Here is a 21,934-nt window from a genome sequence, read left to right on the forward strand (position 1 = left end):
GCCCTTCCCGGCCGCCAGGTGATCACCGTTCGGCGGCGACCTCGCGGATGTCTCGTACTCTTGGCAAGGTGACGAACCGACCCGCCACCTTGCCCATTTCCCCCGTCCGCCGCGCCGCCGGTCTCTTCGCCGGTCTGGCGCTCGGCCTTGCCGTGCTCGCCGGGTGCAGCTCCCAGGGCGCCTCCACCGACTGCGGGCTGGACGCCTGCACCGTCACCTTCGAGCGGGGTGTCGACGCGAGCGCCACCATCCTGGGCGTCGAGGCCAAGCTGGTCGGCGCCGAGGGTGACCAGGTGACCGTCGAGGTCGCCGGTGAGCAGCTCACCCTCACCACCGGCCAGCAGGCCGCCGAGGCCGGCGGCTTCGCGGTCACCCTGGACAGCGTGACCGACCAGCAGGTCAAGATTCGCGTATCACGCAACCCGGGCAGCTGACCTGGGCGGGCGGCGGTGGCTGACGTTTGGGAATCTTCAGAATCGGAGATTGTGACGCCATGTCACTCACCCGTAGCGCCGAAGCCACCGCCTCCCGTACGGCGGACAGCCGGTGGCTGGAACTCCTCGCCCGGGCCGGCTTCATCGGCTACGGCATCGTCCACCTCCTCTTCGCCTGGTTGGCGTTGCAGATCGCGTTCGGTACGTCGTCCGACGACGGCGACCAGTCCGGCGCGCTGCGTACCCTCTCCGCACAGCCGCTCGGCAAGTTCCTGGTCATCGCCGTCGCGGTCGGCCTGCTCGCGATGGCGATCTGGCAGGCGCTGGAGGCGGCGGTCGGGCACCGCGCCGAGCGCGGCAAGGAGCGGGTCATGGAACGGCTCGCCTCGGCCGGCCGGACCATCGTCTACCTCTACTTCGCCTGGACCGCCTTCAAGGTCTTCAAGGACGCGGGGTCCAACAGCGCCGACCAGCAGGAGGCGTTGACCGGCAAGCTGATGACCTCCAGCGGTGGCCGCTGGCTGGTCGGCCTGGCCGGGCTGGTCGTCGCCGCGATCGGCATCGGCCTGGCGATCTACGGTGCCCGGAAGAAGTTCGAGAAGCACCTCAAGACCGGTGAGATGAGCCCGAAGACCCGCCAGCTCGCCCGCCGGCTGGGCATGGCCGGATACATCGCCAAGGGCGTCGCCTACGGCATCGCCGGTCTGCTGGTCATCGTGGCGGCGGTGAAGTACGACCCGGAGAAGGCCCGTGGTCTGGACGCCGCGCTGCACACCCTGCGGGAGCAGTCGTACGGCACGTTCCTGCTGACCCTGGTCGCCCTCGGCATCGCCGCCTTCGGCGTCTACTGCTTCCTCCAGTCCCGGTACCGCAAGGTCTGAGCTGGTCGATTCTGAGGATGACGGGCACTCTTGGGCTTTTGCCCGGAGTGCCCGTCGTTTGATCGAAGGGAAGCACCGAAGCCGTGCAGAACTATCTCGAAACGGTCGTCGCCGCGCTCGTCGCGGCGGCGGTCGCCCTGTTCCTGGTCGAAGTCGTCCACCGGGTGACCCGGCGGTTCGGCCGCCGGTCACTGCTGTTGACCGAGTTGACCGACCACGCGCACCGCCCGTTCCAGGTCGCCGCGACGGTCCTGGCCGTGCAGTTCGCCGTCCGCTTCAGCACCGGGTACGCGGTCGGTGAGAGCTGGCGGCGGCTCCTGCTGCACCTGCTCATCCTCGGCGTCATCGCCACAGTGGCCTGGCTGGTCGCCTGCCTGCTGGTCGTCGTGGAGGACACCGCGCTGGCCCGGTTCCGGGTCGACGTACCGGACAACCGGCACGCCCGACGGGTACGGACCCAGGTGGTGATGCTGCGCCGACTGACCATCGCGGTCATCGTCATCCTGGCCGTCGGCGTGATGCTGATGACATTCCCCGGCGTGCGGGGCATCGGCGCCGGTGTGCTGACCTCGGCCGGTGTGGTCGGTGTCGTGGCCGCGCTCGCCGCACAGAGCCTGCTCGGCAACGTCTTAGCCGGCCTCCAGCTCGCCTTCAGCGATGCCGTCCGGCTCGACGACGTCGTCGTTGTCGAGGGCGAGTGGGGCCGCATCGAGGAGCTGACCCTCAGCTACGTCGTCGTGCAGATCTGGGACGACCGTCGGCTGATCCTGCCCACCTCGTACTTCACGAGCAAGCCGTTCCAGAACTGGACCCGGACGGAGGCGGCGGTGCTCGGCACCGCCGAGTTCGACGTCGACTGGGCGGTGCCCGTGCAGATCATGCGCGAGGAGCTGCGCCGCCTCGTCGAGGGCACCGAACTGTGGGACGGCCGGGTCTGCGTCCTGCAGGTCACCGACGCCACCGGCGGGACGGTCCGGCTGCGCGCGCTGGTCAGCGCCGCCGACGCCGGCAGCCTGTGGGACCTGCGCTGTCTCGTCCGGGAGCACCTGGTCGCCTGGATTCGGGACAACCGCCCGACGGCGATGCCGCGGCTCCGCACCGAGCTGGGCGACGCCAACAGCAACCTGTCCTGGCAGTGGGTGCAGCCGAGGCGGCCGGCCCGCCGCCTGTCCGACACCGAGGCGCCCGACGACGCCCGTGTCTTCGGTGGCAGCGACGACGGCGACGCCCGAAGCGAAGCCTTCGTAGGCCCCGAAGAAACCCGCCCCTGACACCCCACCCACCCCGCCCTCGCACCCCGCCCCGCCTCGCACCCCACGCCACCCGGCGCGGCCCGCCCCGCCTGCCTCGCCCGCCCCGCCCGGCCCCGCCCCGCCTGCCTCGCCCGGCCCCCCGCCCCGCCCGGCCCGGCCCGGCCCCGCCCTGCAAGATCGCGCAACTTCCTGGTTGTAGTGGCCTCCATCCCCGCCGAGGCCACTACAACCAGGATCGAGCGCGATCTTGCGCGACAGACCTCGACGATCATGGAGTTGACCGCTGGGGATGTCTGCTTTGTCCCCGCCAACCTCATGATCACCGCTGCGGGAGGGCGGGCGGCGCGGGGAGAGGCGGGCGGCGCGGGGAGAGGCGGGCGGCGCGGGGAGAGGGGAGCGGGGGAGGGGCGGGAGTGGGTGGTTGGTTTCGGAGGTTTGGTTGGGCTTGGGTGGGGGATGTGCTGCCTGACGTCTCTGGCGTGATCGTGGCGGCTGGCCGCGGATCAGCGGCGCGGCGTCCGGACAAGCGGGACGGTGAGCTGGCTGGCGCGCTTTAGGATTGACGAGCGGCGACTTCGGGCATACAGCGCGGTGATGAGGAAAGGAGGACAGCATGGCTGACGTGGCGAAAGCCCGCACATCCCAGAACGGGAGCGAGCCCTCCACCGCCGAGCTGGTGCAGCGGGCCACCGAGCAGATCTCCCGCCTCGTACGGGACGAACTGACGCTGGCCCGAGCGGAGTTGACCCAGAAGGGTAAGCACGCGGGTATCGGGATCGGCCTGTTCGGCGGCGGTGGCGCGCTCGCCTTCTTCGGTCTGGGTGCGCTGGTCGCCACGGCGATCCTGTTGCTCGACCTGGTGTTGCCTGCCTGGGCGGCGGCGCTGATCGTGGCGGTGGCGTGTTTCCTGGTGGCCGGCATCCTGGCCCTGGTGGGCAAGAAGCAGGTCAGCCGTGCTGTCCCGCCGGTGCCGGCGGCCACGGTCCGTAGCCTCCGGGCAGACATGGACACCGTCACCGCCGCGGTGAAGGACAGGGGGCGGCAATGACCGGTAACGGGACCGGCGACACGGAGGCCCTCCGCGAGGAGATCCGTCGCACCCGGGTCGAGTTGGGCGAGACGATGGAGGCGTTGGCCGCCAAGGCCGACGTCAAGGCGCGTCTCAAGGAGTCCGCCGAGCAGGCCAAGGAGCGGATGCGGGAGCAGGCGGCGCAGACCGTCGCCCGGGTCCGCGGGCAGGCCGCGCGTGGCGCCGGAGTGGCGCGGGCGCAGGCATACGAAAAGGGCGAGTTGGTACGCGCTCAGGCGTACGACAAGAGCGAGTTGGTGCGCCGCAACCCGGTGCCGTGGGCGGCCATCGCCGCCGGCGCGGTGGCCACCGTGGTGGTGCTGATGATCGTGCGGGGGAGGCGTCGGTGAGCAAGAAAATCGGCAGGGTCGCGTACCGGCCGGTCGGCGTGTTGTTGGGTATCGCCGCGGGCACGGTGGCCGGGGCGATCTTCCGGCAGGTCTGGAAGGTCACCGCGGGCGACGGTGAGGCGCCCAACGCGACCGACGAGGATCGCGGCTGGGGCGAGATCCTGGCCGCCGCGGCGTTGCAGGGGGCCATCTTCGCTGTCGTCCGGGCCGCAGTGGACCGGGGTGGCGCGGTCGGCGTACGCCGGATGACCGGCAGTTGGCCGGACTGACCAGCAGCGACTTCAGCCCCCTTCCCGCATCGATGGGAAGGGGGCTTTCGCATGGCATCGCACGCCGCCCAGCGCGCCTGAGGCATCCGTCAGGTCACATGTCGGAGAAATTCGTCGGAGAGGTCGTGACAGACTTTTTACCTCCGTGATTTGCTGGTCCCCGCTGTTGCGAGATGGCGTGGGTTGAGAGAAGTCTCCTTCGTGGGGCCGCCTCAGGCACCGCTGCTCAAAAACGGCCAATCGGCCGGACGGCGTGCACGGCCGCCAGTTTTTCGAGGGAGATACACATGGCTCAGGGAACCGTGAAGTGGTTCAACGCTGACAAGGGCTTCGGCTTCATCACCGTCGATGGTGGGGGTGCTGACGTGTTCGTCCACTTCTCGGCCATCCAGACCAGCGGCTACCGCTCGCTGGAGGAGAACCAGCGGGTGGAGTTCGAGATTGCTCAGGGTCAGAAGGGCCCGCAGGCTGAGCAGGTCCGTCCCATCTGAGTAGGACGGCCGGCCCCCGCCGGCCAGTGGGACGATCCGGCTCACGGGTCACGGTAAAGCCCCGCATCCCGGTTGGGTGCGGGGCTTTCGCCTGCTCAGGCTCGCCGCTGTGGCGAGCGGTCAGCGTCGACGCGAGCGCAGGCCGAGCCAGAGCACGACCAGCCCGGCCACCGTCACGATCGGGCCGATCACTGCCCAGATCTTCTCGTCGGTCATCACGCTGCCGCTGACGTAGCCGAGGCCCTGGACCGTCCACACCGCACCGATCACCACGGCCAGCAGGCCGAGGGTGAGTGGAAGCCAACCTCTCATCGCGTCCCCTCTCCGCCGCCCGGGGCGGCGCGTCGCCGTCCAGCGTCGCCGGCCGGGTGGCGTGACGCGAGCACCCCGGGCGCGCGGGTCACCACCGGTCGTGCACCTGCGGGCGGATCAGCTCGTCGTAGGTGTCGCGGACGGCTGCCAACTGCTCGTCGGTGAGCGGGGACAGGTCCGCCGCGGCGGCGTTGCGTCGGGCCTGGTCGGCGTCGCGGGCGCCGGGGATGACCACTGTGACGCCCGCCTGGTCCAACACCCAGCGCAGGGCGAACTGCGCCATCGTGCGGTCCGCGTCGACGAGCGGGGCCAGCCGGCGTACGGCGGCCAGACCTCGATCGAAGTCGACTCCGGAGAACGTCTCGCCGACGTCGAAGGCGGCGCCGTGCCGGTTGTAGTTGCGGTGGTCGTCGGCGGGGAACTCGGTGTGCTCGTCGTAGCGGCCGGAGAGCAGGCCACTGGCGAGCGGCACGCGGGCGATGATGCCGACGCCGGCTGCCGCTGCGGCCGGCAGCACCTGCTCCAGGGGCTTGTGGCGGACCGCGTTGAGGATGATCTGGACGCTCGCCACCCCCGGTCGGGCGATCGCGGTGAGGGCCTGGTCGCAGGTCTCGACGCTGACTCCGTACCCGGCGATGGCCTTCTCGGCGACGAGGGTGTCCAGACCGTCGAAGACCTCGTCGGAGGCGAAGACCTCGGTGGGCGGGCAGTGCAACTGGACCAGGTCCAGGGTGTCCATGCCCAGGTTGGCCCGGGAGCGGTCGGTCCACTGCCGGAAGTTGGCCAGGGTGTACGCCTCCGGCCGCTGCTCGACGCGGCGGCCCATCTTGGTGGCGACGGTCAGCCCGGCGTCGGGTCTGGTGCGCAGGAAGCGGCCGATCAGCTGTTCGCTGCGGCCGTCGCCGTACACGTCGGCGGTGTCGAGGAAGGTGACCCCGGCGTCCACGGCGGCGGCGAGCACCGCCATCGCGTCGTCCTCGCTGACGGTGCCCCAGTCGGCGCCGAGTTGCCACGCGCCCAGGCCGACCGCGCCAACGGTCCGGCCGAGCCGGTTGAAGCTGCGCTGTTCCATGCCCCGAGCCTAGTGACCGGGTTGCCACCCTGCCACGCGAGCCGTACCGTCAGCAGTACGGACGTACGGTTTAGGGGGCGGTCATGTGGGACCCGACGACCTACCTGCGCTTCGGCGACGAGCGATCCCGGCCGTTTCACGACCTTCTCGCCCGGATCCCGGCCGAGCGCCCCCGGGCGGTGGTCGACCTCGGCTGTGGCCCCGGCCAGCTCACCGCCCTCCTCGCGGAACGCTGGCCGACCAGCCGGGTGCGCGGCCTCGACTCCTCAGCCGAGATGATCGAGCGGGCCGAGACCCTCGGCGCGCCGGTCGACTTCGCGGTCGCCGACCTGCGCGACTGGCGGCCGACCGGCGACGACGACGTGGTGGTCAGCAACGCGGTCCTGCAGTGGGTTCCCGGCCACCAGGAGCTGCTGCGCCGCTGGGCCACCCATCTGCCCGCCGGCGCCTGGCTCGCCATGCAGGTCCCCGGCAACTTCGCCGCCGACTCGCACCGCGCCCTGCGGGAGGTCGCCGACCGGCCGACCTGGCGGGCCGAGGTCGCCCCGCTGCTGCGTGCGGACCCGGTCGACGACCCGGCCGACTACGCGGCGCTGCTGACCGCCGTCGGCTGCGCGGTGGACGCCTGGGAGACTACCTACGTGCACCTGCTGCCGGCTCGACCCGCCGCCGAGCACCCGGTGCTGGCCTGGATGGAGGGCACCGCGCTGCGCCCGGTCCGGGCCGCACTGGACGCAGCCGGCTGGTCCGCCTTCCGGGCCGAGCTGGGAGTACGGCTCACCGCGGCGTACCCGGTGCGGCAGGGCCAGGTGTACTTCCCGTTCCGCCGTGTCTTCGTCGTCGCCCGCACCGGCGACCATGCCCAGGAGAATCCGTGACCGACCTGTCCACCTTCATCGCCGGCCTGCCCAAGGTGGAGCTGCACGTGCACCACGTCGGCTCCGCCCTGCCCCGGACCGTCGCCGAGCTGGCGGCGCGCCACGAGGGGCGCACCCCCGTGCCGGCTGACCCGGACGCGCTCGCCAGCTACTTCGAGTTCCGCGACTTCGCGCACTTCATCGAGGTCTACCTGAGCGTCGTGGATCTCATCCGCGACCCGGAGGACGTCTGGATCCTCACCCACGAGGTGGCCCGCGAACTGGCCCGCCAACAGGTCCGGTACGCGGAGCTGACCATCACCCCGTACTCGCACGTCCGACGGGGCATTCCCGCGCCGGCGTTCTGCGAGGCCATCGAGGACGCCCGCAAGCGCGCCCTGACCGACTTCGGCATCGAGCTGCGCTGGTGCTTCGACATCCCCGGCGAGGCCGGCCTGCCGGCAGCCGAGGAGACGCTGCGCATCGCGCTGGACGAGCGCCCCGACGGGCTGGTCAGTTTCGGTCTGGGCGGCCCGGAGGTCGGCGTACCCCGACCGCAGTTCCGGCCCTACTTCGACCAGGCCCGCGCCGCCGGGCTGCGCTCGGTGCCGCACGCCGGGGAGACCACCGGGCCGCAGACCGTCTGGGACGCGCTGAACGAGTTGGGTGCCGAGCGGATCGGGCACGGCATCTCCGCCGCACAGGACCCGCAGCTGCTCGCGTACCTGGCCGAGCGGCAGATCGGGATGGAGGTCTGCCCGACGTCCAACGTGCGGACCCGGGCGGTCGCCACCATCGACGAGCACCCGCTGCGGCAGCTCGTCGACGCCGGGCTGCTGGTCACCATCAACTCCGACGACCCGCCGATGTTCGGCACCACCCTCAACGACGAGTACGCGGTGGCCGCCCGCCTGCTCGGTGTCGGTGTCGAGGGACTGGCCGGGCTGGCCCGCAACGCGGTGACCGCGTCCTTCCTGGACGCCGCCGGCCAGCAGCGGATCCTCGCCGAGATCGACGCGTACCTCGCCACCGCCGGTTGAGCTGGACGGCCGGCCGGGCCGGTTGGTTGAGCAGGGCGCGCGGCGGGAGCGTGGGTGTGGGGGGACCTGTGACTCCCGCCGCGCGCGCGGCTCCACCGGCCGTGGGTGCGTGGTGCGCTCGGCCGGTGGAACTGGTGGGTTCGTGCCCTGAATCCTGTCAGCCCACGGCCGATCCAACGCGGTCGTTAACCGCGATCTAAGGAAGACTTGCGCCGGCGCACAGCCCCGGGCCCGGCCGGTCAGTCGTCGGTGGGGCGCTGGCGGGGCCAGCGACGTTGGGTGGCCTTCGTGTCCCGGGCGTCGCGGGCCATCCGACCGACCAGACCGAAGCGGCTGACCTGCCGGGGCGTCGCCTCCGGATCGGCGAGCAGCATCACCACACTGGCCCCGCCCAGCCGGGCGCGGTCGATGCTCACCGAGCCGTTGGCCTGCAACGCGACCCGCTTGGCGATGTCCAGCCCGAGTCCGGTCGAGCCCTGGTCACTGGCGCCCCGGCGCAGCGCGCGGTCCGGGTTGGCGATGCCGGGGCCGGCGTCGTCGATCCGGATCGCCACGTAACCGTCGCGCCGGGACACCGCCACCTCGAACGCGGTGCCCTGCGGGGTGTAGCGGAAGACGTTGCCGATGACCGCGTCGAGCGCGGCGGCCAGTTCGGCCCGCGGCACCGGCGCCGGGATGCGCAGCTGGGCGCCGTTGACCCGGTGCGGCCGGTTCTGGTCGCCGGCCAACGCCGCCCAGAACACCATCCGGTCCCGGACCACCTCGCTGACGTCGCACATCGCCGGCCCGGCCTCGAGCGCCACCGTCTTGCGGGTGGTCTTGATCAGCACGTCGATCTCACCCTCCAGGGTGACGATCGCCTGCCGGATCCGCCGGATCCCACGCAGCCGGTCCAACTCCGCCGGGCTGAACGAACCCACGCTGGTGTCGTCGGACTCCAACGCCTCCGCGTCCAGCCGCAGCACCGTCAGCGGGGTACGCAGACGATGCGACAGGTCGGCCACCAACTCCCGCTCGTCGGTGCGGGCGGCGTCCAGGCGGTCCGCCATCCGGTTGAAGGCGTACCCGGCCTCGGCCAGCTCGCGCGGACCCGTCGGCTCGACGCGTACGCCGAGGTCGCCGTCGCCGATGGAGAGCGCGGCCTTGACCAGACCGCGGGTGGCGTCCACCGCGCGGGCAGCGACCCGGTCGACCACCAGCACCGCCGCGCCGGCCATCGCCGCGCCGACAGCGAACAGCAGCAACCAGGTGCCGCCGGCGCCCTCGCCCAGCGTCGACTCCGGAAGGAACACCTCGACCACGGCCGTCCGGTCACCGAGCACCACCGGGTCGAGCCGGGCGACACCCCCGTCGACGTCGACGACGAGCGACTGGCGTTCGGAGCGGGCCCGGTCCAGGTCACTGCCGCTGGCACGACCAGCGGATTCGTCCAACCCCAACCCGTGCACCACGGGCCGGGTGGGTGCGCCCTCGGCGCTGGCCACCAAGGCACGCTCGACGACCGCCGGGTCGGTGCTGACCGCCAGCGCGCCGGTCACCAGCGCGCTGCGCCGGGCCGCGTCGGCGATCGCCTCGTCCCGGCTCTGCTCCCGCAGGCTGAGCCCGAGCGGGATCAGGAACGCGAGCGCGACGAGACTGCACATGCCGGCCGTGAGCAGGGCCAGCGCCGTCCTCAGTCCGGTGCCACCAGCCGGAATCCGACCCCCCGCACGGTGCGCAGGTAGCGCGGCTTCGCCGCGGACTCGCCCATCTTTCTGCGGAGCCAGTACAGGTGAACGTCGATTGTCTGATCCTCGCCGACCGATGGCTGCCGCCATACCTCCTCCAAGAGTTCCCGGCGGGACACTACCCGCCCAGGTCGTGCGGCGAGATACGCCAACAGGTCGAATTCCTTGCGGGTCAGCGCCAGCGGCTCCCCGTCGAGCTGGGCGCTGCGCTCGCCCACGTCCACCCGCAGCCCGCCGACGCTGTGCACGGCGGGCTGCACGGACCGACTGGCCCGGCCGGCCCGGCGCAGCACTGTGGTGATCCGGGCATCCAGGTGTGCGCCCGTGAACGGCTTGACCATGTAGTCGTCGGCGCCGGCGCGCAGCAGCTTGACCACCGACTGCTCGTCGTCGCGGGCGGTGGCGATGATGATCGGAACGTCGGTGATGCCACGCAGCATCCGCAGCGCGTCCGAGCCGTCCAGGTCGGGTAGGCCGAGGTCGAGCACCACGAGGTCGGGTGTCTCCGCGGCCACCCGACGCAGGGCGTCCAACGCCGTACCCACGGCGTGCACGGCATGCCCCCGGTCGGTGAGGGACCGCAACATCGCGCCGCGTACGACGTGATCGTCTTCGACCAGGAGCACGGAGGCCACGACAAGACCGTACTTGGCCTGGCAAGTTGATCGCGTTGCGGCGTGCCTGGCGACCGGGCAAGCTGGTACGACGATGTCGTTCACCCTGTTCGCCGATGCCCGCCTGGCGCTCGCCCGGGACAGCCTCGCCGGTCTCTCCACCGGCGACGCGCTCGGTGCGCAGTACTTCCTGCCGGCGCCGGCGCCAGTGGATCTCGCCGCCGACGCGCTGCCGCCGGCGCCCTGGGAATGGACCGACGACACCGAGATGGCCTGCTCGGTCTTCGCCCAGTTGGCCGACTCCGCCGGCATCGACCGGGACCGGCTGGCACTCTCCTTCGCGCAGCGATGCACCGAGCGGCGAGGCTACGGCGCGGGCGCGATGCTCATCCTGGGGCTGATCCGCGCCGGCACCCCGTGGCCGCTGGCCGCCGCCTCCGCCTTCGACGGGCAGGGCTCCTGCGGCAACGGCGCGGCGATGCGGGTCGGCCCGCTGGGCGCGTACTTCGCCGACTCGACAGCGCGCGCCGCGGCACAGGCGCGCGCGTCCGCCGAGGTGACGCACGCGCACCCGGAGGGGATCGCCGGGGCGGTCGCCGTCGCCGTCGCCGCCGCGCTGGCCGCCCGGGCCCGCCTCGACGGACACCGGCCGGCCCCGGAGCGGCTCCTCGCCGGGATCGCCGCCGCGCTCGACCCGGGCACCGAGGTGCATCGGGGCGTACACCGGGCGGCCGGGCTGCTCGGCCGCCCGTTGCCCCGGGTGGTGGCGGAGCTCGGCAACGGCTCCCGGGTGACCGCCCAGGACACCGTCGGGTTCACCCTCTGGGTGGCCGCCACCCACCTCGACGACTATCCGGCGGCCATCGAGACGTGCGTACGGGCCGGTGGTGACGTGGACACGACGGCGGCCATCGCCGGAGCGGTGGTGGCGGCGCACACCGGCGTCGGCACCCCCGGCGGAGTGCCCGAAAAGTGGCTGGCCGCCCGCGAACCGCTACCTACCTGGCTCCCCTGAGCCCGGGCGGCCCGCGATCACCTCGGCTTCCTGCAAATCGGGTCGTCCGGGCCGCGGGGTGCCGCGGGTTCCTGAAACCCGAGTGGATCAACGCGATGCTGCGGGAACAGCCGGCTGCGGGTCGGCGGACTGCGGGTTGGCGGATTGCGGGTCGGTGGGCGTCGGGTCTGGCGTTGGGGTGTCGGTCCCGCGGCCGGTGATCTCGGCCAGCGTCGCGGCCTCGTCCGGGTCGCCGGTCACCTCGGCGAGTGCGGTGGCCTCTCCCGGGTCGCGTCGGCGCCACCGGCTGAGCAACCAGCCGATCGCCGCGCCGCCGCCCAGGCCGGCGAGCAGGCCGGCGGCCAGCAACCCGTCGGCACTGCCCTCGTCGGCACCGCCCGATCGGGCCGGCGGTGCCACGTCCGCACCGTTGTCCGGAGCACCAGGCACACCGGCAGTATCGGGCGCACCGGCCGCCGGGCCGCCGTGGCCCCCGCCGTGCGCGGCCGGTCCCGCCGCGCCGGGTGCCGCCGGCAGCAGGGTCAGCGCCGGGGCCCGGTGCGGACCGGTGGCGTCCGCCCACCGGACCACAGTGCCATCGGCGTACGTCTGGACGACCTCGAAGGTGAGCCGCTCGGCCTGCGGCATCGGCCCCATGGAGAGCGCCAACCGAGCCGGCCCCGCGTCGCTCGCACCGACCCGGACCCAGGTCACCGCGGTCGTCACAGTGCTCACCCCGGAGGAGTGGATGCCGGGCAGCGGCTTGTCCAGGGTGCGGGAGCTGAGCCGGGGCGCCCAGCCGTCCACCGACATGGGGTAGACCTCGGCGATCGGCGCGTCGGCCGGCAGCCGTACCTCGATCTGCTTGGTCTTCGTGCCGGCCCGCTCCTCCGGAACGCTGAACTCCAGCCGTACCGCCTCGCCGTGCCGGGCCTCGGTCGGGGTGGTCGTCACGTCCGCCGCGTACGCCGTGCCAGGCCAGAGCAGCAGCCCAGCGGCGGTCACCGCGGTCGCCGCCACGATCCGCCGCCGACGGCCACCGCCGTACGTGCTCGCCATGTCGTGCCCCCATCCGTGTCGGCGTGGCCGGTACCGGTTTCCGGCCACACCCTCTAGTTCGGCCGCGAGGCGCGAAAGGTTCAACGTCGGCGGTAAGGAGGTGCCCTTCCCGGTCGGGGGCGGGGCGACCGATAGCATCGGCAGGAGCCGAGGATCGGCACCGTTTCGTACCACTTGGAGGAGTCACCGTGTCCGCACCCCGTACCCCCGCCGTGGCCGACCCCGTCGTCGTCGCCGCCGGGACCACGGCGGCCGACGCGGTGGCCGCGGCCGGACTGCCCGCGAACGGTCCCAAGGCGATCGTCGTGGTCCGCGACCCGCAGGGCCAGCTGCGCGACCTGGACTGGGCGCCGGCCGAGGAGACCGTCGTCGAGCCGGTCACCCTGGATTCGCCCGACGGGCTCAACGTGCTGCGCCACTCCACCGCGCACGTCCTCGCCCAGGCCGTGCAGGACATCTTCCCCGAGGCCAAGCTGGGCATCGGCCCGCCCATCGAGAACGGCTTCTACTACGACTTCGACGTCGACAAGCCGTTCCAGCCCGATGACCTCAGCAAGCTCGAGAAGCGCATGCAGGAGATCATCAAGTCCGGGCAGCGGTTCCGTCGCCGCCGCTTCGGCAGCCTGGACGAGGCGCGCTCCGAGCTGGCCGACGAGCCGTTCAAGCTGGAGTTGATCGAGGTCAAGGGTGAGGGCCTGGACACCGACGAGGTGATGGAGGTGGGCGGCGGCGAGCTGACCATCTACGACAACCTCGACGCCAAGGAGGACAAGGTCTGCTGGTCGGACCTGTGCCGGGGCCCGCATCTGCCGACCACCCGACTGATCGGCGCGTTCAAGCTGATGCGCTCCGCCGCCGCGTACTGGCGGGGGTCGGAGAAGAACCCCCAACTGCAGCGGGTGTACGGCACCGCGTGGCCGACCCGCGACGAGCTCAAGGCGTACCTGAAGCTGTTGGAGGAGGCCGCCCGGCGCGACCACCGCAAGCTCGGCGCGGACCTCGACCTGTTCAGCTTCCCCGACGAGATCGGCTCCGGCCTGGCGGTCTTCCACCCCAAGGGCGGCATCATCCGTCGCGAGATGGAGCACTACTCACGGCGGCGGCACGAGGAGGCGGGGTACGAGTTCGTCAACACCCCGCACATCACCAAGGCGCAGCTGTTCCAGACCTCCGGTCACCTGCCGTACTACGCGGACACCATGTTCCCGCCCATGCAGCTGGAGGGCGCGGACTACTACCTCAAGGCGATGAACTGCCCGATGCACAACCTGATCTTCAGGGGGCGCGGGCGGTCGTACCGGGAGCTGCCGCTGCGGATGTTCGAGTTCGGCACCGTCTACCGGTACGAGAAGTCCGGTGTCGTGCACGGCCTCACCCGGGTCCGCGGCCTGACCCAGGACGACTCGCACATCTACTGCACCCGTGAGCAGATGGCCGGCGAGCTGTCCACGCTGCTCAGCTTCGTGCTCGACCTGCTACGCGACTACGGCCTGGACGACTTCTACCTGGAGCTGTCGACCCGGGACGACTCACCCAAGTTCATCGGGGCCGACGAGGACTGGGCCGAGGCCACCGAGGCGCTGCGGACCGCCGCCGCGACCTCCGGCCTGGACCTGGTTCCCGACCCGGGCGGGGCGGCGTTCTACGGGCCGAAGATCTCCGTGCAGGCCCGTGACGCCATCGGCCGGACCTGGCAGATGTCCACCATCCAGGTCGACTTCAACCAGCCGGAGCGGTTCGCGTTGGAGTACCAGGCCGCCGACGGTAGCCGGCAGCGACCCGTGATGATCCACCGTGCGCTGTTCGGGTCGATCGAGCGGTTCTTCGGGGTGCTCACCGAGCACTACGCCGGCGCTTTCCCGGCCTGGCTCGCGCCGGTGCAGGTGGTGGGCATCCCGATCCGCGAGGACCACACCGACTACCTGCACGGCTTTGTCGCGGCGCTGCGCGCCGAGGGCATCCGGGCCCAGGTGGACGCGGGTGACGACCGGATGCAGAAGAAGATCCGGACGGCGCAGCAGCAGAAGATCCCGTTCATGGTGATCGCCGGTGACGACGACGTGGCCGCCGGTACGGTCTCCTTCCGCTACCGCGACGGCTCCCAGCGCAACGGGGTGCCGGTCGCCGAGGCGGTGACCCACGTGCTGGACGTGGTCAGCTCACGGACCAACATCGGCCCCTCCGCCGTCGCCGAGTAACGGGACCACCGCCACGGCCCGCGTACACGGCCCGCCCGCGCGGCCCGCTTGCCGCCCGCGTGCTGCGGCCTGCTCGCCGCATGATCGTGCTCGATCCAGGAAGTAGTGGCCTCCCTGGTGCTGGAGGCCACTACTTCCATGTTCGAGCGTCATCTTCGCCGGTAGGCCCGCGCGGGAGGGACCGGCGCCGGTAGGCCCGCGCGGGAGGGACCGGCGCCGGTAGGCCCGCGCGGGAGGGACCGGCGCCCGGAGGCCGGCGCGGGGTGTCAGATGCCGCAGTTCGGCGCTGACCAGCCTCCGACCGCCGCCACGTGGGTGTGGTCGTTGTGATCGGGGTAGCCGGGGCCGAGGATCTGTCCGAAGCCGTGGTTGCGGGCCTGCTGCGCCAATCGGCAGAACGACGGGGAGCCGACCAGGTCCACCCCGTCGCCGTACAGGTGTCGGCTGTTCGACGCTCCGCCGACGGCGCTGTTGCAGGCGTAGCTGCGGAAGCTGCTGCTGATCGCGATGGCCACGTCGCCGAGGGCGTGCCGCATGGCCTGGAGCTTCCACATCGAGACGAGCGCGTTGAACCGGGCCGTGCTCGCCGAGACCGCACCGCCGGACCAGTCGCTGTTGCACTTGTTCAGCTCGGGGTAGCTGAAGTTGGCCGGGGTGCAGTCGTCGTCCTGGAGGGCATAGAGCCGGTTGAACGTCTGGGGGCCGGCGATGCCGTCGGCGGGCAGCCCGTACGCCTGCTGGAAGCGGATCACCGCCGATCGGGTGGCCGGGCCGTACGCGCCGTCGAGGGTGAGCACCGCGCCGTAGCCGGGGTAGCCGGCGACCCGGATCTGGAGTTGCCGGACATCCTCGCCGGACGCCCCCTGGGATAGGGTGCGTCCCCAGGTGTAGCAGCCGTCCGCCTGGGCCGCGCCGGCAGTGAGGGTGACGCCGGCCACTGTGGTGGCGGCGGTCATCGCCAGTGCCGCGAGGAACCTGCCGAGCCGTCGGTACATGGAGCCCTCCATCAATGCATGGAAGTACGTGGATGGATGGAAGTTTCATGCCTTCGCCTTGATCCGTCAAGAACTTGCAATGCCGGGTTTCCCGACGGCGGGTGTCGCGGCATGCCCGCGGGGCTCCGTAGGATCGGCTCGTGACAGGGGTGGAACGGCACACGGACAGTGACGGCATGGCGGACGGTCTGGAGCGGCTCTGGACGCCGCACCGCATGACCTACATCTCCGGCGAGGACCGCCCGGCCGAGGGCTACGAGAAGCCCACCGGCTGTCCCTTCTGCCGGGGGCCGAAGCTGCCGCCGGAGGAGAGCCTGGTGGTGGCCCGGGGTGAGCACGTGTTCGTGGTCCTCAACCTCTACCCGTACAACCCGGGGCACCTGCTGGTCTGCCCCTACCGTCACGTCGCCGACTACACCGACCTGGACGTGCCGGAGACCACCGAGCTGGCGTCGTACACCCAGACCGCGATGCGGGTGATCCGGAAGGTCAGCAACGCCCACGGCTTCAACCTGGGCATGAACCAGGGCGGGGTGGCCGGCGCCGGCATCGCCGCTCACCTGCACCAGCACGTGGTGCCGCGTTGGGGCGGCGACGCGAACTTCATGCCGGTTATCGGCCGCACCAAGGTCCTGCCGCAGCTGCTCGGCGACACCCGGGACCTGTTCGCCCGCGCCTGGCCGTCCTGACCGCCGCCGGCCGCGCCGCGCCGACCGGGCGACCTCTGCGCCGGTCCGACTAGTCGGCGCGCAGCAGCGGGTCATGCCGCACCGTGGCCGTGCCGGTGTGCCCGCGTGTCCGCCCGCCGATCTGCTACGCCCCGGTCCGCCGAAGGTGGCACGATCGGCCGATGGCAGTCACGACACGGGTGTTGGGGCGCAGCGGCATCGAGGTCAGCGCCCTCGGCATGGGGTGCTGGGCGATCGGCGGGCCCTGGGCGGAGGGCACCCAGCCGCTGGGCTGGGGCGCTGTCGACGACGACGAGTCGGTGCGGGCGGTACGCCGGGCACTCGATCTGGGCATCACCCTCTTCGACACCGCCGACACGTACGGGGCCGGGCACGGTGAGCGGGTGCTCGGCCGCGCGCTCGCCGGTCGCCGCGACGACGCCGTGATCGCCACCAAGTGGGGTTACACCTTCGACGAGGCCGGCCGGCAGGCCACCGGCGAAGACGCGTCGCCCGGGTACCTGCGCAGTGCCGTGACCGCCTCACTGCGCCGGCTGGGCACCGACCGGATCGACCTCTATCAGCTGCACCTGGCCGATCTGTCGGTGCCGAGGGCGCAGGCGTTGATCGGGACCTGCGAGGACCTGGTGGCCGAGGGCCTGATCCGCGCGTACGGGTGGAGCACCGACCGCACGGACCGGGCTGCCGCGTTCGGGCACGCCGCCGCCGGTGCCACCGCCGTGCAACACGCCCTGTCGGTGCTACGCGACGCTCCCGAGCTGCTCGCCGTCTGCGACAAGTACGACCTGGCCAGCGTCAACCGGGGCCCGCTCGGGATGGGGCTGCTCACCGGCAAGTACACGGCCGCGTCGACGCTGCCCCGCGACGACGTACGCGGACTGGCTCCGGGCTGGTTGGAGTGGTTCCGGGGTGGCCGGCCGGCACCGGAGTGGCTGCGGCGGGTCGGCGCGGTCCGAGCCGCGCTCACCGCCGACGGACGCACCCTCGCCCAGGGCGCGTTGGGCTGGATCTGGGCGCGCAGCGGCCGCACCATCCCGATCCCGGGCTGCCGTACGGTCGCCCAGGTCGAGGAGAACGCCGCCGCGCTGCACCGGGGCCCACTGCCGGCGGACCAGTTCGTCGAGGTGGAGCGTCAGCTCGCCGCCGTCCGCACCGCAGCCCTACGCGACGCCGACCGCCCCCACTGGCCCCGCCCGACCCACCCCACAGTCCACCCATAACCAGGTCCCACCGAAGCCACCCACGCCCTCACCCACGCCGCAGGGCGTGCTGCGCCGTGCTGTGCTTGCCCCGCGCCGTGCCGCCTCGCGCTGCCCCGCCCCGCGCTGCCCCGCCCCGCCCGCGTCGATCAAGGAGTTGTGGTGCCTCACAAACGGGGCACCAAGCAACCTTTCGCCCACCACAACTGCATCATCGACTCGATGGCCGCTTCAACTTCCGCCGATCTTGCACTTACTGCGGGTACTTATGCCGCAGTAGTGACATATCGGCAACCGGAAGTGCAAGATCGCTGGGGCAGGGCAGGGCAGGGCAGGGCAGGGCAGGGCAGGGCAGGGCAGGGCAGGGCAGGGCAGGGCAGGGCAGGGCAGGGCAGGGCAGGGTTAGGGGAGTTGTTCCTTGCGGGTCTGGTCGGCCAGGTGCGCGGGCATGGGGTCGTGGCGGACGAAGTGGCGGCGGAAGGTGCCGGTGCCAGCCGTCATGGAGCGCAGCTCGACGGCGTACCGCAGGAGTTCGGTGGCTGGCACTTCGGCGCGGACGAGAGTGCGGCCCTCGGTGTCCGGGTCCGGTTCGGTGCCGAGCACCCGGCCGCGTCGGCCGGACAGGTCGCCCATCACGGTGCCTACAGAGCCGTCCGGAACCCGGATGGTGACCTCGTCGATCGGCTCCAGCAGGGCCGGCTGGCCACGCTCGGCGGCGTCGCGCAGTGCCAGCGCGCCGGCGGTCTGGAAGGCCGCGTCGGAGGAGTCGACGCTGTGCGACTTGCCGTCGACCAGGGTCACCCGCAGGTCCACCACGGGGTGCCCGGCGACCAGCCCGCGCTCCAGTTGGGCGCGGACGCCCTTCTCCACGGATGGGATGTAGTTGTGCGGCACTGCCCCGCCGACCACCCGGTCGACGAACTCGAAGCCACTGCCGCGGGGTAGCGGCTCGACCTCGATGTCGCAGACCGCGTACTGGCCGTGGCCGCCGGACTGTTTGACGTGGCGGCCGTGCCCCTTCGCGGGGACGGTCAGTGTCTCGCGCAGCGACACCTTGACCGGTTCGGTGTCCAGCTCGACGCCGCCGGCGCGCAGCCGGTCGAGCACCACGTCCGCGTGTGCCTCGCCCATGCACCAGAGCACCAGTTGGTGGGTCTCCGGGTTGCGCTCCAGCCGCAGCGTGGGGTCGCCGGCGACCAGGCGGGCGAGGTTGCGGGCCAGGGCGTCCTCGTCGGCGCGGCTCCGGGCGGCGATCGCCACCGGCAGCAGCGGCTCCGGCATCTCCCAGGGGGCGATCAGCAGCGGGTCGTCCCTGGTCGAGATGGTGTCGCCGGTCTCGGCGCTGCCCGACTTGGTGATCGCGCAGATGTCACCGGCCACGCAGAGCGACACCTCCCGCAGGGTGGCGCCCAGCGGGGTGTAGATGTGCCCGACCCGCTCGTCGGCGTCGTGGTCGGGGTGCCCGCGTTCGGCCATGCCGTGCCCGGAGACGTGCACGGTCTGGTCGGGGCGCAGGGTGCCGGAGAAGACCCGGACCAGCGAGACCCGACCGACGTGGCGGTCGATGGTGGTCTTGACGACCTCGGCGACCAGCGGACCGGCCGGGTCGCAGCTCAGCGGCGGACGCGGCGAGCCGTCCACGCCGGTCACCGCGGGCAGTTCGTGCTCCAGCGGCGACGGGAACGCGGCGGTCAGCACCTCCAGCAGCACGTCGAGCCCGACGCCGGTGTGGGCGCAGACCGGCACCACCGGGTAGAAGTGGCCCCGGGCGACGGCCTTCTCCAGGTCGTCGATGAGCACCTCGTCGCCGATCTCCTCGCCGTCGAGGTAGCGGTCCATCAGGGTCTCGTCCTCGCTCTCGGCGATGATCCCCTCGATCAGCTCGTCGCGGGACTCGTCGATGGCCCGCTGGTGCTCCGGGTCGGGGTCGCGGACGTCGGCGGGCAGCCCGGCGCTGTAGTCGAAGACCCGACGGGTGATCAGGCCGAGCAGACCTTCGGTGGACACCCCGTCGTCGCCGAGCATCGGCAGGTAGAGCGGCATCACGTTGTCACCGAAGAGGCGCTGGCAGAGCGCCACCGTCTCGTCGACGTCGGCGCGGGGTTGGTCCAGTCGGGCCACCGCGACAGCGCGGGGCATGTCGACGGCGGCGCACTCCTCCCACAGGGCGACGGTGGCCGCGTCCATGCCGCCCGCGGCGGAGACCACGAAGAGCGCGGCGTCGGCGGCCCGCAGCCCGGCGCGCAGTTCACCGACGAAGTCGGCGTACCCGGGGGTGTCCAGCAGGTTGACCTTGATGCCGTTGTGCAGCAGCGGCGCGCAGGACAGGCTGACCGAGCGCTGCTGGCGTACGGCGGCGGGGTCGTGGTCGCCGACGGTGGTGCCGTCGACCACGGTGCCGGCGCGGCCGATCGTGCCGGTCGCCGCGAGCAGGGCCTCGACCAGTGTGGTCTTGCCCGCCCCGGAGTGCCCGACGAGCACCACGTTGCGAACGCGCTCGGGCTCGGTCACCACCGGCGTGCCGCCGGTGGGACCCTTCTCGTGACTCTTCTGCGCCATGGGGCGCACCTCCCTCAGCCGGTGGTGGTGGCGACCGCCGCGCGAGGTGGAAGCGGCCCGGGGCGAGTGCGCGCCGATATCCTCCGGTGGTCTGCTGCATAGCGGGAACGGGACGGGCGGACGGGTGAGCTGGCTCACCTCCCGGCTCGATCTCACACCCGTTGCCGGGTAGGCACAAGCCTCCCCCGGGCGGGTCGGCGGTACCGTCCGTATCGGCGGAGCTGGGCGGACCGTTATCGTGGGGACCGCCATGGCGAAGATCTTCCAAGTGTCGGCCCGCGCGGGGATGACCCGCGTCGTCGAGCCGATTGCCCGCGCCCTGCTGCGCGCGGGCGTCACCCCCAATGCCGTCACCGTCGCGGGCACCGTTGGTGTGCTCGTCGGCGCGCTCGGCTTCGGTGCTCGCGGCCATCTGGTCGCGGGCGCGTTGATCGTCACCCTGTTCGCGCTCACCGACCTGCTCGACGGGACGATGGCCCGGATGAGCGGCGGCTCCACCAGGTTCGGCGCGTTCCTCGACTCAAGCATGGACCGGGTCGCCGACAGCGCCGTCTTCGGCGCGGTCGCGTACTGGCTGGCCACCGAGGGCGACCACTCCGGTGTGGCCGCCGCGTTGGTCTGCCTGGCCGCCGGCAGCCTCGTCTCGTACGTCAAGGCCCGCGCCGAGGGCCTCGGCATGACCTGCAACGTGGGCATCGCCGAACGCACCGAGCGACTGCTCATCGTCGGGGTCGGCGGGATTCTCACCGGTGTCGGTGTCGATCCGGCCCTGGAGATCGCGCTCTGGCTGCTCGCCGCGGTGTCGATCTTCACGGTGGGGCAGCGGATGACGCACGTCTACCGCCAGGCCCAGCAGCTTCAGCCGGACGGCCAGGCATGAGTGGCGTGCCGGCGGCCCGGCGTCGGAAGAACTGCGGCCGAGTCGCGTGAACCTCACCGAGCTGGGCTACATCGCCGGGTGGCGGGTGGTCCGCGCGCTACCCCGGCCGTTGGTGGCGGCGGCGTTCCGGGCGGGCGCGGACCGCGCCCACCGCGCCGGCGGCGGGGGTACGGCCCGACTGCGCGCGAACCTGCGCCGGGTGGTCGGCCCGGAGCTGCCCGACGCCGAGTTGGACGATCTCGTCAAGCGGGGTCTGCGTTCGTACGCCCGGTACTGGATGGAGGCGTTCCGGCTGCCCGGCCTGAGCCGGTCGCAGATCCTGTCCGGGTTCCGGCTCGACGGCGCCGAGCTGCTCGCCGCCGACGTGGCGGCCGGGCGGGGCGCGGTGGTGGCCCTGCCGCACGCCGGCAACTGGGATGCCGCGGGCGCCTGGGTGGCGGCCACCGGTTGGCCGATCACCACTGTGATGGAGCGGCTCAAGCCGGAGGGCGTGTACAAGCGTTTCCTGGCCTTCCGAGAGGTCCTCGGGATGGAGATCCTGCCGACCCACGGGGGGCCGCGCCCGGCGTTCGACGTGTTGCTGGACCGGCTGCGGGCCGGTGCGGTGGTGCCGTTGCTGGCCGACCGGGACCTCTCCGCCCGTGGGGTGGAGGTGGACTTCTTCGGTGGGAAGACCCGGATGCCCGCCGGGCCGGCGTTGCTCGCGCTGCACACCGGCGCGCCGCTCTACGTGGCCTCGCTGTGGTACGAACCGGATGCCGCCTGCGCGTCGCTGGTTGGTCCGTTGCCGGTGCCGGGCCCTGAGGTGGGGCCGCTGGACCAGCGGGTCCGGTCGCTGACCCAGCTGATCGCCGACGGTCTGGCGGCGGGTATCGCCCGCCATCCGGAAGACTGGCACATGTTGCAGCGGATGTGGCTGGACCAGGCGAGGTCGGGGGAGGGCGCGGCGCTGCCCTCGTCGGCCTCCGGCCCGGCCTGAGGAGGTGGGCTGA

Annotated in this window: 22 protein-coding genes; 15 read left to right on the forward strand and 7 right to left on the reverse strand. The window is 72.2% G+C overall.

Annotated elements, in window-relative coordinates; translation table 11 throughout:
- Positions 1-68: 68 nt before the first annotated feature.
- From ACIBEF_RS26590 to ACIBEF_RS26620, 7 genes are all read left to right on the forward strand, one after another.
- Positions 69-434: a hypothetical protein gene (locus ACIBEF_RS26590; RefSeq protein ID WP_396795870.1), complete on the forward strand. Its 366-nt coding sequence runs from the start codon at positions 69-71 to the stop codon at positions 432-434.
- Positions 435-493: 59 nt separating this feature from the next.
- Entirely contained in the window at positions 494-1,315 is an 822-nt protein-coding gene (locus tag ACIBEF_RS26595) for a DUF1206 domain-containing protein (protein ID WP_396795871.1), read from the forward strand.
- 83 nt (positions 1,316-1,398) lie between these two features.
- Entirely contained in the window at positions 1,399-2,586 is a 1,188-nt protein-coding gene (locus ACIBEF_RS26600) for a mechanosensitive ion channel family protein (RefSeq protein WP_396795873.1), read from the forward strand.
- 595 nt (positions 2,587-3,181) lie between these two features.
- Positions 3,182-3,616: a phage holin family protein gene (locus tag ACIBEF_RS26605; protein WP_030338239.1), complete on the forward strand. Its 435-nt coding sequence runs from the start codon at positions 3,182-3,184 to the stop codon at positions 3,614-3,616.
- Entirely contained in the window at positions 3,613-3,987 is a 375-nt protein-coding gene (locus ACIBEF_RS26610; RefSeq protein WP_396795875.1) for a DUF3618 domain-containing protein, read from the forward strand. Before ACIBEF_RS26605 ends, ACIBEF_RS26610 begins: the two co-directional genes overlap by 4 nt.
- On the forward strand, positions 3,984-4,256 hold the full coding sequence (locus tag ACIBEF_RS26615; protein WP_357202603.1) for a DUF4235 domain-containing protein: 273 nt from the start codon (positions 3,984-3,986) through the stop codon (positions 4,254-4,256). Before ACIBEF_RS26610 ends, ACIBEF_RS26615 begins: the two co-directional genes overlap by 4 nt.
- A gap of 287 nt (positions 4,257-4,543) precedes the next feature.
- The gene (locus ACIBEF_RS26620) at positions 4,544-4,747 is read left to right on the forward strand and encodes a cold-shock protein (protein WP_030338233.1); all 204 of its coding nucleotides are present in this window, start codon (positions 4,544-4,546) and stop codon (positions 4,745-4,747) included.
- A gap of 120 nt (positions 4,748-4,867) precedes the next feature.
- Here ACIBEF_RS26620 and ACIBEF_RS26625 read toward each other — a convergent pair whose 3' ends face one another.
- Positions 4,868-5,059, reverse strand: coding sequence for a hypothetical protein (locus ACIBEF_RS26625; protein ID WP_357235836.1), 192 nt, complete (start codon positions 5,057-5,059; stop codon positions 4,868-4,870).
- An 88-nt stretch (positions 5,060-5,147) separates the two neighbouring features.
- Positions 5,148-6,131, reverse strand: coding sequence for an aldo/keto reductase (locus ACIBEF_RS26630; RefSeq protein ID WP_357202597.1), 984 nt, complete (start codon positions 6,129-6,131; stop codon positions 5,148-5,150).
- 83 nt (positions 6,132-6,214) lie between these two features.
- Here ACIBEF_RS26630 and ACIBEF_RS26635 point away from each other — a divergent pair, with 83 nt between their 5' ends.
- Entirely contained in the window at positions 6,215-7,009 is a 795-nt protein-coding gene (locus ACIBEF_RS26635; RefSeq protein ID WP_396795878.1) for a trans-aconitate 2-methyltransferase, read from the forward strand.
- Positions 7,006-8,028 (forward strand): adenosine deaminase, encoded by a 1,023-nt coding sequence (locus tag ACIBEF_RS26640; RefSeq protein ID WP_396795880.1) that lies wholly within the window; start codon positions 7,006-7,008, stop codon positions 8,026-8,028. The genes ACIBEF_RS26635 and ACIBEF_RS26640 overlap by 4 nt, the downstream gene beginning before the upstream one ends.
- A 239-nt stretch (positions 8,029-8,267) precedes the next feature.
- Here ACIBEF_RS26640 and ACIBEF_RS26645 read toward each other — a convergent pair whose 3' ends face one another.
- Together ACIBEF_RS26645 and ACIBEF_RS26650 are read right to left on the reverse strand one after the other, a co-directional pair.
- Positions 8,268-9,671 (reverse strand): ATP-binding protein, encoded by a 1,404-nt coding sequence (locus ACIBEF_RS26645; RefSeq protein WP_396795881.1) that lies wholly within the window; start codon positions 9,669-9,671, stop codon positions 8,268-8,270.
- Positions 9,672-9,700: 29 nt separating this feature from the next.
- Complete coding sequence (locus ACIBEF_RS26650; protein WP_091401712.1) at positions 9,701-10,390, reverse strand: response regulator transcription factor; 690 nt, start codon at positions 10,388-10,390, stop codon at positions 9,701-9,703.
- Between the two features lie 73 nt (positions 10,391-10,463).
- On the opposite strand from ACIBEF_RS26650, the gene ACIBEF_RS26655 reads away from it, so the two are divergent.
- Complete coding sequence (locus ACIBEF_RS26655) at positions 10,464-11,384, forward strand: ADP-ribosylglycohydrolase family protein (protein ID WP_396795883.1); 921 nt, start codon at positions 10,464-10,466, stop codon at positions 11,382-11,384.
- Positions 11,385-11,471: 87 nt separating this feature from the next.
- Here ACIBEF_RS26655 and ACIBEF_RS26660 read toward each other — a convergent pair whose 3' ends face one another.
- A complete protein-coding gene (locus ACIBEF_RS26660) occupies positions 11,472-12,422 on the reverse strand; it encodes a DUF1775 domain-containing protein (protein WP_396795886.1) in 951 nt (316 codons plus the stop codon).
- A 188-nt stretch (positions 12,423-12,610) separates the two neighbouring features.
- Between ACIBEF_RS26660 and thrS the strand changes: the two genes are divergently transcribed.
- Complete coding sequence (thrS, locus tag ACIBEF_RS26665; protein WP_396795887.1) at positions 12,611-14,620, forward strand: threonine--tRNA ligase; 2,010 nt, start codon at positions 12,611-12,613, stop codon at positions 14,618-14,620.
- A 266-nt stretch (positions 14,621-14,886) separates the two neighbouring features.
- Here thrS and ACIBEF_RS26670 read toward each other — a convergent pair whose 3' ends face one another.
- The gene (locus tag ACIBEF_RS26670; RefSeq protein WP_396795889.1) at positions 14,887-15,615 is read right to left on the reverse strand and encodes a D-Ala-D-Ala carboxypeptidase family metallohydrolase; all 729 of its coding nucleotides are present in this window, start codon (positions 15,613-15,615) and stop codon (positions 14,887-14,889) included.
- A gap of 176 nt (positions 15,616-15,791) precedes the next feature.
- Between ACIBEF_RS26670 and ACIBEF_RS26675 the strand changes: the two genes are divergently transcribed.
- The gene (locus ACIBEF_RS26675) at positions 15,792-16,304 is read left to right on the forward strand and encodes an HIT domain-containing protein (protein WP_357260432.1); all 513 of its coding nucleotides are present in this window, start codon (positions 15,792-15,794) and stop codon (positions 16,302-16,304) included.
- 161 nt (positions 16,305-16,465) lie between these two features.
- A complete protein-coding gene (locus ACIBEF_RS26680; protein WP_396795890.1) occupies positions 16,466-17,524 on the forward strand; it encodes an aldo/keto reductase in 1,059 nt (352 codons plus the stop codon).
- Between the two features lie 381 nt (positions 17,525-17,905).
- Here the strand turns inward: ACIBEF_RS26680 and ACIBEF_RS26685 are convergent, their stop codons facing one another.
- Complete coding sequence (locus ACIBEF_RS26685) at positions 17,906-20,062, reverse strand: elongation factor G-like protein EF-G2 (protein ID WP_396795892.1); 2,157 nt, start codon at positions 20,060-20,062, stop codon at positions 17,906-17,908.
- A gap of 250 nt (positions 20,063-20,312) precedes the next feature.
- On the opposite strand from ACIBEF_RS26685, the gene pgsA reads away from it, so the two are divergent.
- Positions 20,313-20,942 carry a phosphatidylinositol phosphate synthase gene (gene pgsA, locus ACIBEF_RS26690; RefSeq protein ID WP_357204363.1) on the forward strand — a complete coding sequence of 210 codons (630 nt, stop codon included), beginning with the start codon at positions 20,313-20,315 and terminating at the stop codon, positions 20,940-20,942.
- Positions 20,943-20,988: 46 nt separating this feature from the next.
- Positions 20,989-21,921: a phosphatidylinositol mannoside acyltransferase gene (locus tag ACIBEF_RS26695; RefSeq protein ID WP_396795893.1), complete on the forward strand. Its 933-nt coding sequence runs from the start codon at positions 20,989-20,991 to the stop codon at positions 21,919-21,921.
- The last annotated feature ends 13 nt before the right edge of the window (positions 21,922-21,934 follow it).

The sequence above is a fragment of the Micromonospora sp. NPDC050795 genome, from assembly GCF_044456785.1.
In the GTDB taxonomy this organism is placed as follows: domain Bacteria; phylum Actinomycetota; class Actinomycetes; order Mycobacteriales; family Micromonosporaceae; genus Micromonospora.

Excerpts from the sequence above, each read along its gene's own strand:
- ACIBEF_RS26680 (WP_396795890.1), top strand. The coding sequence starts at position 16,466 with ATGGCAGTCACGACACGGGTGTTGGGGCGCAGCGGCATCGAGGTCAGC.
- ACIBEF_RS26630 (WP_357202597.1), bottom strand. The coding sequence starts at position 6,131 with ATGGAACAGCGCAGCTTCAACCGGCTCGGCCGGACCGTTGGCGCGGTC.
- ACIBEF_RS26685 (WP_396795892.1), bottom strand. The coding sequence starts at position 20,062 with ATGGCGCAGAAGAGTCACGAGAAGGGTCCCACCGGCGGCACGCCGGTG.
- ACIBEF_RS26625 (WP_357235836.1), bottom strand. The coding sequence starts at position 5,059 with ATGAGAGGTTGGCTTCCACTCACCCTCGGCCTGCTGGCCGTGGTGATC.
- ACIBEF_RS26675 (WP_357260432.1), top strand. The coding sequence starts at position 15,792 with ATGGCGGACGGTCTGGAGCGGCTCTGGACGCCGCACCGCATGACCTAC.
- ACIBEF_RS26670 (WP_396795889.1), bottom strand. The coding sequence starts at position 15,615 with ATGTACCGACGGCTCGGCAGGTTCCTCGCGGCACTGGCGATGACCGCC.
- ACIBEF_RS26655 (WP_396795883.1), top strand. The coding sequence starts at position 10,464 with ATGTCGTTCACCCTGTTCGCCGATGCCCGCCTGGCGCTCGCCCGGGAC.
- ACIBEF_RS26610 (WP_396795875.1), top strand. The coding sequence starts at position 3,613 with ATGACCGGTAACGGGACCGGCGACACGGAGGCCCTCCGCGAGGAGATC.
- ACIBEF_RS26645 (WP_396795881.1), bottom strand. The coding sequence starts at position 9,671 with ATGTGCAGTCTCGTCGCGCTCGCGTTCCTGATCCCGCTCGGGCTCAGC.
- ACIBEF_RS26660 (WP_396795886.1), bottom strand. The coding sequence starts at position 12,422 with ATGGCGAGCACGTACGGCGGTGGCCGTCGGCGGCGGATCGTGGCGGCG.
- pgsA (WP_357204363.1), top strand. The coding sequence starts at position 20,313 with ATGGCGAAGATCTTCCAAGTGTCGGCCCGCGCGGGGATGACCCGCGTC.
- ACIBEF_RS26635 (WP_396795878.1), top strand. The coding sequence starts at position 6,215 with ATGTGGGACCCGACGACCTACCTGCGCTTCGGCGACGAGCGATCCCGG.
- ACIBEF_RS26595 (WP_396795871.1), top strand. The coding sequence starts at position 494 with ATGTCACTCACCCGTAGCGCCGAAGCCACCGCCTCCCGTACGGCGGAC.
- ACIBEF_RS26605 (WP_030338239.1), top strand. The coding sequence starts at position 3,182 with ATGGCTGACGTGGCGAAAGCCCGCACATCCCAGAACGGGAGCGAGCCC.
- ACIBEF_RS26620 (WP_030338233.1), top strand. The coding sequence starts at position 4,544 with ATGGCTCAGGGAACCGTGAAGTGGTTCAACGCTGACAAGGGCTTCGGC.